At 40.3% G+C, this 12678-nt stretch carries 8 protein-coding genes and 1 pseudogene; 3 read left to right on the top strand and 6 right to left on the bottom strand.

The genetic code is table 11. From position 1 onward, the window contains the following. Both yaaA and AAC037_RS08095 read right to left on the bottom strand, forming a co-directional pair. On the bottom strand, nt 1–728 hold a 728-nt coding region (yaaA, locus tag AAC037_RS08090; protein WP_339902505.1), incomplete at its 3' end, for a peroxide stress protein YaaA. 3 nt (nt 729–731) lie between these two features. Beyond that, the gene (locus AAC037_RS08095) at nt 732–5756 is read right to left on the bottom strand and encodes a gliding motility-associated C-terminal domain-containing protein (RefSeq protein ID WP_339902506.1); all 5025 of its coding nucleotides are present in this window, start codon (nt 5754–5756) and stop codon (nt 732–734) included. A gap of 146 nt (nt 5757–5902) precedes the next feature. Between AAC037_RS08095 and AAC037_RS08100 the strand changes: the two genes are divergently transcribed. Genes AAC037_RS08100 through AAC037_RS08110 form a run of 3 tightly spaced genes read left to right on the top strand, consistent with a single transcriptional unit; the run spans nt 5903 to nt 9029 of the window. After that, nucleotides 5903–6952 carry a type IX secretion system membrane protein PorP/SprF gene (locus AAC037_RS08100; RefSeq protein ID WP_339902507.1) on the top strand — a complete coding sequence of 350 codons (1050 nt, stop codon included), beginning with the start codon at nt 5903–5905 and terminating at the stop codon, nt 6950–6952. 12 nt (nt 6953–6964) lie between these two features. Continuing rightward, nucleotides 6965–8194, top strand: a complete 1230-nt coding sequence (locus AAC037_RS08105; RefSeq protein ID WP_339902508.1) for a M48 family metallopeptidase — start codon at nt 6965–6967, stop codon at nt 8192–8194. 46 nt (nt 8195–8240) lie between these two features. Further along, nucleotides 8241–9029 carry a phytanoyl-CoA dioxygenase family protein gene (locus tag AAC037_RS08110; protein ID WP_339902509.1) on the top strand — a complete coding sequence of 263 codons (789 nt, stop codon included), beginning with the start codon at nt 8241–8243 and terminating at the stop codon, nt 9027–9029. A 64-nt stretch (nt 9030–9093) separates the two neighbouring features. Here AAC037_RS08110 and AAC037_RS08115 read toward each other — a convergent pair whose 3' ends face one another. The 4 genes and pseudogenes from AAC037_RS08115 to AAC037_RS08130 all read right to left on the bottom strand — a co-directional run. After that, entirely contained in the window at nt 9094–9888 is a 795-nt protein-coding gene (locus AAC037_RS08115) for a hypothetical protein (RefSeq protein ID WP_339902510.1), read from the bottom strand. A gap of 87 nt (nt 9889–9975) precedes the next feature. Beyond that, on the bottom strand, nt 9976–10785 hold the full coding sequence (locus AAC037_RS08120) for a metallophosphoesterase (protein ID WP_339902511.1): 810 nt from the start codon (nt 10783–10785) through the stop codon (nt 9976–9978). 106 nt (nt 10786–10891) lie between these two features. Further along, the gene (locus tag AAC037_RS08125) at nt 10892–11953 is read right to left on the bottom strand and encodes an NAD(P)H-dependent glycerol-3-phosphate dehydrogenase (protein WP_339902512.1); all 1062 of its coding nucleotides are present in this window, start codon (nt 11951–11953) and stop codon (nt 10892–10894) included. Further along, nucleotides 11931–12678 (bottom strand): annotated as a pseudogene (locus tag AAC037_RS08130) (glycerol-3-phosphate acyltransferase); the annotation flags it as partial. The pseudogene AAC037_RS08130 and the gene AAC037_RS08125, both read right to left, overlap by 23 nt.

Here is a 12678-nt window from a genome sequence, read left to right on the forward strand (position 1 = left end):
GAGCTACTTTTACTTTCTGAATACTCATACTTTCCTTCATTAAAGGTTTTCAGCATTTCAGGATCTTCTACTTTATTTTTAATGATAAAATCTGTCATTAAGCCTCTTGCCTGTTTAGAGAAAATGCCAATGTTCTTATAAGAACCGTTTTTATATTCCTTAAATACCGGACTTACCAGCTGAGATTTTAAGGCTTTCTTTTTTACTGCTTTAAAGTATTCTTTGGAGGCAAGATTAATTACAGGTTGCTCATCTGCAATTTCATTAAGTGCCTTGGTAATTTTATCCCCCCAAAATTCATAGAGGTTTTTACCTCGTTTGTTTTTTAATTTTACCCCCATTTCTAACCTGTAGGGCTGAATCATATCCATGGGCCTCAATAGTCCATAAAGCCCGGATAAAATCCTTAAATGTTCTTGGGCAAAGGAAAAATCTTCTTCAGAAAAGGACGCCACATCTATGTGGGTATACACATCTCCTTTGAAAGCTAACAGCGCCTGTTTGGCATTTTCTTCATTGAAAACATCTGAGAATTGCTTATACCGCTCTACATTTAAGTCTGCCAAGTTTTCACTTACTCCCATTAAATCTTGAATCGCTTTGCCGGATTTTTTTTTCATAATTGAAACCAGTTCTGCAATTTCTTTTTTAAACACAGGCTGACTTTTGATAGAAATAGCTGTGGGGTTGTAATCAAGGGTTTTGGCAGGGGAAATCAATACTATCATATACTATTCAATTACGACAATTGCGTCTCTTTTTACTTTATTAATATTTTGTTGTTCATTGGTAAACTTAACAATCACCGGATATGTTCCCGAAGGCACTTTTCTACCGTCTACCATGCCATCCCAAGCGCAGATAGAAAGGTTTTCTGAAATATTTTCTTGCTCGCAGAAATAAATCAATTCACCCCAGCGATTGTAAATTAAAACAGAAAGCATGTCAATATCCCCGGTAGTATAAATCAGGAAATTTCTGTCCGGATCACCTGGTCTTATGGCATTGGGATAAGTCACATTCACTTCACAAACCTCCGTAATTCTAAATTCAATGGTATAATCACATCCTTCTGAATCAACTACAAACAATTCATAGTCTCCCTCTTCTGTAGGTGTAAATGTAGGTGTGGTACTTACCAAAGCCCCATCCTTGCTCCATTCATAAGTGTCCCAAACTCCCACATCGAGTGTAACCAAATCATTTGATGCAGCGCAAATAATATAATTTGGTGACAATACCGGGGGTAAAGCATCAGATTGATTGATGGTAATTTGTTCAGTACCTAATAGACAGCCAGCTTCATTGAGCAGTCGAACCTCATAAGTTCCGGGGTTTCTAACAATTAATACAGGGTTTTCCTCACCGGCGATCAAATTCTTAGTAGCGCCCACTACCCTGTACCATTCAATTCGATCTGTAGCGGAAATTTCATTGTCCAATGAAACTTCTGAAGTAAGCACGCCTCCACAAAACCCGGGACTGCTTAATGAAATTTCTTCTTCTCCCGATGCAATATCATAAGTACCCGGAGCAGGAACCACACAACCCAATTCATTAGAAACTTCCACTATATAGGTTCCGGCAGGAAGAAGAATATTCATGCTGGTCTGATCTGTAAAAGTAGCCGTTACTTCTTCTCCTGTTTCCACATTGGTTATCGAGTATTCACCGGAAACAGGCTCTCCATCAAAAACAATAACAATGGCACCATCCTGAGGTCCGACATCACTACATGACTCGGGTAAGGTAGACACCGTGAAAGTGACATCATCGGGTGGGCTATTGTTTTCCACAACCGCTGAAAGGGTGTTTTCACAAGTACCAGTATAGCCTGTTAAAGTATATGTTCCTGGCGCCAAGCCATCAAATGTTATTTGGGCATTTTCTTGTACTTCTGCAAAGACTTGATTTGTTTCTTCCAATACCAAACTATCCAATGGAGAATTCGCCTCCACTACTATGCTTCCGCTGGTCACCGTACAGCTTTCTGAAGGTTCTATTTCTGTTAAAGAAAATTCAGGCAATCCGGTTACTTGTAAAGTGGCTGTTCTTTCAACCAAACAATCACTGTTTAGCGGATCAGCTGTCTGGAATAGTAACTCATAAGCTCCCGGCCCATCAAGGTCAGCGGTGCTTAAAGTTAACTCCTGAGTTTCGCCGATTTCCGAATATTCACCATTGGTTCCCAAACGGATTGACCAAAGTCCGGACACGGGTGTATCCGGCGAAAAACGGACTGAATCGCCATAACATACTGTAGCTGATGACTGCTCAATTGTAAAGTCAAAAGGTGGGCCAACAAAAACCGATTGACTGGCAGGACAGGTTTGGTATTCCTCATCCCCCTCATAGTCTTCCGGTATATCGTAGGCTACAAAAACGGTGTAAATGCTCTCTTCTGTCACTAGCAATTCATTGCTATTGCCAACTACTTCTCCAGCTGCATTTACCCACCTGAACAAATATTCATCCAATCTGGGATCATCAGGGTCAACAGCTACCAATGATATCTCCTCGCCACAAAGTGATATTTCATCAGGCAGGGTAATTACAGGGGAAGGAACAACTTCCACCTCATGTCTGAACACTTCTTCCCAAGGTGTCCCACATCGGTCTACCTGTAATTGAACAGTATATATACCGACTTCTTGAAAGAAATATTCTAACGCTTGTAGGTCCTCCCCTCCATTTAAGAATTCATCCACAACCTCCCCTTCCTCATTGAATATGGTCCAATTGTAAATATCAATATCTGGCTCCCCTCCTGCTTCAAATTCTCCTAAGGCACCAACATCATTGCTCAAACATAGCCTATCCGGACCATCCAGTGCAGGATCAGGAATGGAGCTACCCGAATTTTGCACAAAAGACGGCAAGCCCAAATTGCTGGTTCCTGGCATGGCTTCCACTCCTGACTGGGTAAAAGTGGACGGATTACAACTACTCCCTACTTGCACTTGCCCAATCTGATTTGATCCAACCACTACAGCATAAATTTGCCCATCAGGCCCCATTTGAAGTGCGCCCAAAGAAAGACTCTCTGTATCATTAATCACTTCTTTACTCGACAGTATACAAGTTTGAATTTCCTCTTGACTTCCGGCATCTTCAAAGCAGTCCGGACACACGGTAGTCACCGGATTTTCCGGATCACTGTTATCGGTTTCCTCGAGGCTCTGAATAAAATACTCTTCTATCCCTGGCCCTCCATCGGTATAGGACACAAATATCCTGTTGGAATCATCCGAAAACTCCAATCCATATATGTCTCCTTCTGAGCCCATATCCAGTTGGGCATAGGTGGTCATCTCTCCAGTTTCTTGATCAAAATCAAAGATTTCAACTTTATTCTCCCCTCCAACTTGAAATGTCACTGCCACCTTGCTGCCATCATTTGAGAATTTCATTGTCCCTACACCATTTCCAAAGTCAAAATTACTTCCTACTGAGTTCAACACCGGCTGTCCTATCCCTTCTTCGCTGACCGGGTACAATCTGAAGGTGTTGTTCCCTTGCTCATGGAAAGCCACCCAAATGGTGTCTCCTGAATTAAACGCTGCCGAATGTTGAGTACTGGGACTAAACAACAAATTGTCTTTGGTAACAACATTCCCTATCCCCTCAGGGTTATCTCCTTTAATATCTACAAGTGAGTACTTCACTTCATTTTGCCCTCCGGCTCCCAATTGGGTGGTAAATAAATAATACATGGTCTCATCTGCCGCAATTGGCACGGCAAGGACACTGCTACTCGAAAGGTTGTCTCCACCTATGTCTTCCCCATTCTGCATAGGGTCGCCATTTAAGTCCCAGACTGTTTGTCCGTCTGTATAAAACAACACCTGTCCTGTTTGGTCTGATACCGTGGTAACTCCTGCAGGAATATCCTGTGGATGTGGAGTTTCTATAGGACGAGGGGTAGGAGCATCCGGATCATCCGGATCTCTGTTAAAATCCAAACCTGCACCATCTCCAAAATACCAAATATTATTGCTTTGATCTTCTACATCCCATATTTTGATCCTAATTCCTGCATAAGCATAACAATTGGATCCTTGTTCCCTTACCAATACCCAATAATATCCCGGTTCACAAACCTCATTCGGAGCTTCGGGCCCCCAGCCTTCATCCCGCTTATTGGACCAAAAATATTCATAATTCTGACCACTTTGTCCCTGGCCTACTGTACCTCCACCTAATCCTCCTCCTTGTTGCCCACCTTGGCCGCCATCCTCACTTTCACTCTGTGCTTCAATTAACGGCATTAAATCAATACAAGAAGGTTCACATAAGGTAGTATCAGAAGGGCTAAATTGGGCAGTTAAATTGTTTTCTGTTAATGGTATACTTTTGGTGACATTCCCGGTTTCCCCATTGGCATAGGTGACAGTTAAGCTAACTGTTACTTGTTGCTCTGCTGTAGCCTCTTGAGGCAATAACAAATGCTCAACAGTTAGATCCATTTCAATCTCATCTCCGTTCTCATCAGTAAGCGGGGGTAAAATCTCCCACTCAAAACTTACTGGTCGATAATTCAAAGGGGTCACTTCACTTGTCAATTGAATGGAGGTATTCATGCAAGGCATTTCGGGTTGCCATGTAAAATCAACCGTTGGCCCCAAATCAATATTGGGTGAGAATTGGGGAAATACTGTACCACAAAAATCACTTCCGTTAAATGGTAGCTCTTCTATACCCAAGCCTACCAATGTCCATTCATCCGGATTGGAAACTCTGCCGACATACTGAGGACCTCCTTCTACTTCTTCATATATATAATAAAGTTGCCCATCTGGCCCTACCTTGACATCATAAATTTTAAATATTTCAGCTTCAAGAGGCATGGCAACTGACGTATCGGAAGGGATTTGGCTTTCCGGAATTTCCGGGTCTATTTCTTCATCGCTAATAAAAAACCTCATCAAGTCATCCCCTTGCGCATAATACAGGAAATCTCCTTCCGGGGAGACTTCCAGCCCTGTTACTAATTCAGCTCCCCCTGTTCCCTGCAAAGTTTCAGACGCCCCAAAAGTGCCAGTATCGGGATCGAAAGGAATGGACAAAATATCCTCTCCGACAATGTCGGAAACGATGTACAATATTCCACTTTCCTCATCAAATATCATGTTTTGAGGTGCTGAGGACAAAGACAAAGTATCCGTATCTGTAAACTGGCCTTCTTGGTCTTCAAGCCGTTTTGCTGTTAAATTCCCATCATCATAACTGATGATATAGTCCGGAGAACTACCTGATTTTACTGTTAAAATAGCACCTTGAGCATTCCCAATGCTTCCCCCTTGGCTAACCGCCCCTGCTGGAGGTTGATTTGCCGGAGCTCCTCCCTGATCATTCATGTCCACCAAACTGTATTGCAACTGGCCATCAGCACTGATATAAAAAATATAAAAATCTTTGGCTCCATTGGGGTCGACATCATAATCCAAAGCTGATATGGCCACGGACTGTTTGGCTGTTTCTACACCACCCAATTCCCCCACTACTCCTTGCATGGCATCGTTTAAATAATTGTAAACCAAAGCCCCATCTGTATAGAATAGTATTTCTCCGGAAATCGGATCTATGGCCATTGCCGAATTGGCCTTACCAAAGGTTATATTTTCTGAAAGGCTTTCAACATTGGCCTTACCATCCTTACCAAAAGAGATGTAATTATTGTCTCCTCCTTCACAATATCCAAAAATCCATTCATTGTTGTTATAGCTTTGAGCATCCGAGCTTATTGGGAAACCCAAACACCATATCAAAGGTATAACTTTAATAAATAAATTAAATATGCATTTAAAATGATTAGAATTCATAAATTAGACACAACTTTGCATACAGTTTTTAATAGCTATACGTTGATAAACTGTTTGGTATTCAATAAACGAATAAATCTTTGTTTCAAACACAAATAAATACAGTTTTTTTAACGCTTGTCCTTATGGTCTTCGGATTTAACGCCTATAGCCAGGACCCCCAATACAGCCAATACTATGCTGCTCCTCTTTATTTAAACCCTGCCTTTGCAGGTGCTGAGCTGGCCACGAGAGTAGGTGTAAATTACCGAAATCAATGGCCTGGAATGAATGCTAACTTTTCAACTTTTTCCGCTTATGGAGATGCTTTTCTGGAAGAGTACAATGTTGGCGTTGGATTTTTGGTCACCAATGATACCGAAGGAGTTTCAGGCTTGCAATCCACAACTATTTCCGGGATCTTGTCCTATGAACTCAAATTAGGAGATAATCTTTATTTTAAGCCAGGTTTTCAAGCGAGTTATATCCGCAGAGATATTGGATTCTATGAAAATCTGGTCTTTGCCAATCAAATAAACCCTTCGGATCCATTTGGACCAATTCTACCAGGAAATGATATTGTAGGCTTAGGAGACCCTATAGGTTTATTTTCTGCCTCATTTGGCGGCTTGCTATTTACTGACAATTTTTGGTTCGGACTCTCCACGCATCATGTCAATCGCCCCAACCAAAGTTTTCTGGATGAAAATATTAGCCGACTTCCTATTAAGTATTCCATCCATACCGGGTACCGGATATCTTTGGGAAGAGGGGCACCACGTAATGATTTTACACACACTTACAGAGAAAGGTACTTCACCCCCACCATCAATTACAAACGCCAAGGACCTTTTGAGCAACTAGACCTAGGTGGATACCTTTATTTAGAGCCGGTTGTACTTGGATTATGGTACAGAGGACTTCCATACAAACCGGTAGAAAAACAGAGCAATAGAGATGCTATCGTATTGATGCTTGGTTTCAATTTACCCTCCGGACTAAACATGGGGTACAGTTTTGATTATACAGTTTCCAAACTAGGTATTCAATCCGGAGGTGCGCACGAAGTGAGCCTTTCTTATATCTTCCCACCAAAAAACCCCGGTGCACCTAGAAAAAGAGATACGATTCTTCCATGTCCAAAATTTTAATAATTTTACCGAATGGATCAAGAGACTATCAAATACCTCCTACTGCTCGTTATAAGCTTTAATTTTATCTTTGAAAAAATCATTGACTACCTCAATGTAAATAGAAATACAACAACTATCCCGGCAAATCTAGATGGTTACTTGGATAGAGAGAAACTAAAAGAAAGCAAAGCCTACCAGCGTACCAAATATAATTTCGGATTGTTTTCCGACACTTTTTCATTTTTCTTGACATTTCTTTTGATTGTTTTTGGTTTGTTTGGCTGGTTGGATGACTGGTTGAGGCAATACCTTCAATCTCCAATGGCCCTTACATTGACCTATTTTGCCATAGTCTTTATCGGATCAGACCTTCTCTCTCTTCCATTCGATTATTACCAAACTTTCAAAATAGAGAATGACTTTGGGTTCAATAAGAGTACAGTAAAAACGTTTTTTATGGATAAGGTAAAGGGATACCTCCTTTCCATCATTATTGGTGGCCCCTTACTTTTTCTTTTATTGTGGTTAATCTTGGAGTTGGGGCAGGATTTCTGGTGGATTTTCTGGATTGTAACCGCCCTCTTTATGTTATTGGCCAATTTATTTTATACCGGACTCATCCTGCCTTTGTTTAATAAATTGACTCCTTTGGAGGAAGGCGAGTTCAAAGAAACCATTACCAGTTACGCCCAATCCGTTGGTTTTTCTTTAAAGAATGTATTTGTGATGGATGGGAGTAAACGCTCATCAAAAGCCAATGCCTTTTTTTCAGGCTTTGGCAAAAGTAAAAAAGTGGTATTGTATGACACGTTGATCGATCAACATTCACAGGAAGAGCTGGTTGCTGTTTTGGCTCACGAAATTGGACACTACAAAAAAGGGCATATAAAAACCGGAATGCTTGCAGGAGTCCTTCAAACAGGACTGTTGCTTTATATACTTTCACTTTTTATTTTCAGTGAACCATTAAGCATGGCCCTTGGGGCAAACCAAATGGCGATTCATCTTAATATCATTGGCTTCACCATGTTATTTTCGCCAATATCTTTGATTATTGGCATAGGCATGAACTATTTAAGCAGAAAGAATGAATTTGAGGCAGATGATTTTGCAAAAACCACTTTCAGTGGTCCGCCATTAGCCACAGCCTTGAAAACCCTTTCCGTCAAAACACTTTCTGATATAGATCCTCACCCTGTATATGTTTTTATCCATTATTCTCACCCTCCATTATTAAAGCGATTGGAAAAGCTTGAATAAGCCGGATAATATTTGTAGCAAACAAAAAAAACAAACCCATATAACCATGAAAAATATCCTCCAAAAAATGGGCGTCTCTTCTAACTTGTTGAGCCAAGAAGAACAAGACTTTTTAAGGGAAAACGGCTACCTCAACCTAGGGAAACTACTGGACAATGCCAGCCTTCAAGTCGTAAGAAATCGAGTCAATGAAATTCTGGAAGAAGAAGGTGATAATGCAGGAGCTGAATTAATGCAATCTCCCAGTATAAAACATCCCAAAGAATCCGGAGCAAGCAGACTTGGCGATTTAGTCAATAAAGGAGCGGCTTTTGATATTTTTTATACCCATCCTAAAGTTATGGCAGCAATCAGACTGGTGCTTGGAGAGCAATTTAAACTTTCCTCACTCAATTACAGGGCTGCACTTCCGGGCGCAGGCTTACAGAAGCTTCACGTAGACTGGCCTGAGTCTATTCAAAACCAGGAATTTATGGTTTGTAATTCAATTTGGCTATTAGATGATTTTTATATAGAAAATGGCGCAACAAGAGTAGTTCCGGGAACTCATTTGAAACCTACATTGCCTGCAGAAGTCATGAATGACCCGATGGATTCACATCCCGATGAAAAAATCATTGTAGCTGAAGCCGGGTCTGTTGTTATCTTCAATTCCCATACTTGGCATGGTGGCACCACTAATCATAGCACCCAGCCAAGAAGGGCCATTCATAGTTATTTTTGTAAAAGAGACCAAGTCCAACAAACCGACCAAAGAAAATATATCAAGAAAAGTACGCTGGATAGAATTTCCAAAGAAGCCGCATTTATTCTAGGCTTAGAAGAAGGTGAGTAAAAGGACGCCCCACCTATAGGAGGAAACTATAAATCATTTGGTAGCTAATAAACGCGTGAACCTACTACAAATAAACAAAAATAGGAGAATAAGCAATCGGTACTGAATCTAATAACCTGATTTCAATTGATCCCAAGGATGGACTTGGCAACTCGTTAATTACTAGGCTTCCATTTTGTGATAATCTAAATGAATATTCAGGAATAGCCCTACAGGGAATCAACACCTTACTAGCGAATTGGCAGGCTTTCACCCCGTCTTGTAATAAAACTTCAGTTGGTTCTGAAAACTGGACATCCGAATCGCTTACAATGGCCAATTCATTGAAAGCGATTCGTGTGATTATATTATACTGCCAAAGGGTTGAACGCGCTTCCATTTTGGGAATAAACTTTGCAGCCTTATTCGTTTTCAAAATCCTAATCAGGACTATTAACTCGATGTGAATTTTGCCTATACTGTCAAAACTTTGAACAGCTTTAAACTCCGGAAAAAGGTCAATAGACTCATGTTCAATTTGATCCAAAGTTCTTGCGGTTGAATAAATTGAACACACATAGGAAGGCTTCGGTAAATTCGTATAATTACTATAAAATGGATCTTCTGGTCTCATCTCAAAATCTAAAGAATGCATCTCAACATCATGGACAACCTTTTCAAATAACCCTACCAAAGGGACGGTAGATGGCGCAAATAGTACAATCGTTCCTTGCGCTTGTTTCATCAATAATCCATACCGGGAAAAAAAATGAGTGGTTTTTATAGTTGGTGAAATTGAAATCGGAGCTTTATTCCCTCCATTAAAATAGGGATGGTCGATTTCAATGGTCAAAAATGGATTGTACCTCGGTTGGCTCATAGGGCTTTTTTTTAACTCTTTTAGTGGAATTATATGGTCTTACCTTAATAAATCTCCCTCAACCAAACCCTTACCAGCACTAAAACCTTATTGATCTATATCAGTTAGTGGGACAAAATGATGCTGGAGAGAATCCTTGGAAACTTCCCAAACTCGAAATCCATAAGGCCTCTTGTCAAAATTTTTGCTTGTGGTTTCTCCACTGACAAATTGAATGTTTTCATATTGATTAACCACCAACTCATGGGTATGTCCGGATAAATAGGCTACTACACCATTCTTTTTGAATGAATCCAATATCTCTGTTCGTTTTGTAGGAGGTATATTAAAATATTCTTCTTCCTCATCCGGTCGCTCCAAAAACAAGGGATAATGACCAACCACGATAACGGGGGCATTTTTGGATTTTTGGGCTTCCAAAGTCTCAACAACCCATTGATTATGTTTTTGTGATTCGTCGGCTACATCTTCTTTCCATAGTTGGGTATTGGTAATAAGGAATGAATAGCCTTTGTTTTCAAAATCGAAATAGTCCTTTCCAATGGTTCTTCTATAATAGCTTAAAGTACTATCATTGGGCACATTGCCTACATCATGATTTCCGGGAGCCACATGGCAAGGCACGTTAAAACCTTCCATGATTTCTAAAAAATCAGCATAAGAACTGTCGCATGCATTGTGAACCAAGTCACCACATATTACAGCAAAATCAGGGTTAATTTCATTGATTTGTTTAACCGCCTGCCTAAAAGTTTCTTGGTCATGAGCATAGCCTCCCATACCTAATTGAGTGTCACACAATTGCACAAAACTAAAAGACGCTTGCTCTTTTTCCGAACATGAAATTCCAAAAGCAAGCACCACAAAAAACAAATAAAAACTCAATCGAATACTCATCCTAAGTTTATTTAAAGGGAGGATCATGTAGAAAACAGCTTGCTGTCTTTAAACAAATATAGTCAAAAGAATTAACCAATTCTCATCTATGATATGGTGAAAGGTTTTAATTAAAAAAATCAATATCCGTATAGATCGGGATTTTCATTAGGTTTTGCAGTGCATCTTCTACTTTTAAATCCTCAAATAAAACTTTGTGAAGGTTTTCTGCGATGGGGGCCCTCAGATCGGTAGATTCCAGGAATAAATTTATCAATTTCACAGTATTGACACCTTCCGCAACCTCCTCCATATCTGCCACAATATCTGTAAGCTTTTCTCCTTTGGCCAATCGATAGCCTAAGGTATAGTTTCTTGAAAGAGTGGAATTACAAGTTGTAACTAAATCACCCACACCTGCTAGCCCTAAAAATGATTGGGTGCTTCCTCCCATAGCTTTACCTAGATAAACCAATTCCACCATACCTCTAGAAATTAAAAGCCCTTTGGCATTATCTCCCAATCCTAGACCTGACAAAGCACCTGAAGCAATCGCTATAATATTCTTTAAAACTCCTGATAGTTCTACCCCTACAATGTCTGAATTCCCGTAAACTTGAAAATTATCAGAACGCAAAAGTCGCTGTCCTTCCCTAATCACCTCATTGTATCTACTTGCAATTACGGTGGCTCCCGGCTGGTTTTCCAAGAGTTCTTTGGCCAGATTTGGCCCGGCCAAACACCCTATTCTTTCCACCACAGTCTCTTCCAAAATCACCTCACTCATGGTCGAAATATTCTTTCGCCTGATTTTTTTGATATTGCCCAAATCTTTACCCTCCGGAAGACTAAGTGAAAGTCCTTTGGTGCCATGGATTAAAAAATGGTATGGATGAAGAAAAGGGGCAAACCTTATCATCACTTCTCGGAAAGCTGCAGAAGGTACCATTGGAAACATGACATCGCAGGAATCACAAATCATCTCCGGGTCAGTGGTCGCGCGAACACTTTCAGCTAATTTCCTGTTTTTTACCATGTGGGTCTCATTAATGGCTTTCACCACCGCCTCGTCTCTGGCATAAACCAAAACATTGTTTTTTTCAGCCAACAAATTAGAAATTGCCGTTCCGAAACTACCGATTCCAATAACGCCTACCGGTTTATTTTCAGATGATTTTTTCCAATTCATATCCATCAAGTCTGTTATGGTAATAGTACAATAAACTTATATCTTCAGTAACAATATCCCCCTCCTCGTTCTTCCTTAGAGGTCTCTTTGCATGGTACATACCCACATTTCGCAAACCGTGCTGAATGATTTCTTCCAAGTCGGCATTTAAGTGAGGCGCCATGTGCACTGCACCCTCCTCTCTCAGCTGCTTGATTCTCTCCAAAACCCGAGAACAAGCCTCTTTGAAGGTGTTATAAGGTAAAGAAAGGTCCTCTTCCGGAAGCCTAAGCAAACTAAAAAGGTCCAATTTATTGTTTTCTTTTTTCAGCAATCGGAATGCGGTAAATGCAACTATATGACTGCTAAAAACCCTGTTTATTTTGTGGAATTCTTCAACAATTCGCGTACCTAATTTCTTACTATACTCTTCCTCGCGTTGCAAATCCACATTTACTTTCCCATCCAGCATAAAATAATCCTTACAATCGATACTTCTCCCATGCTCATCTCTGCTGTTCCCCTCTGAATCCACATAATTACCTAAAATATCCATGGCTTTACCTATGGAAACAGATATATCTGACCCCTTAGTAAAAAATTTCACCAAAAACTTAGAAATTTTGTAGGAGGTAGAAAACTCATCCGATTCACTATAATACCTTTCCTGTCCTGTATAATCCAAATGCTCCTTGATTAAACTTGGGGCTTCTAAGACAAAATGGTAGTTGATCGTGACGGGTACA

The sequence above is a fragment of the uncultured Cyclobacterium sp. genome (genome assembly GCF_963976465.1).
Taxonomy (GTDB): domain Bacteria; phylum Bacteroidota; class Bacteroidia; order Cytophagales; family Cyclobacteriaceae; genus Cyclobacterium.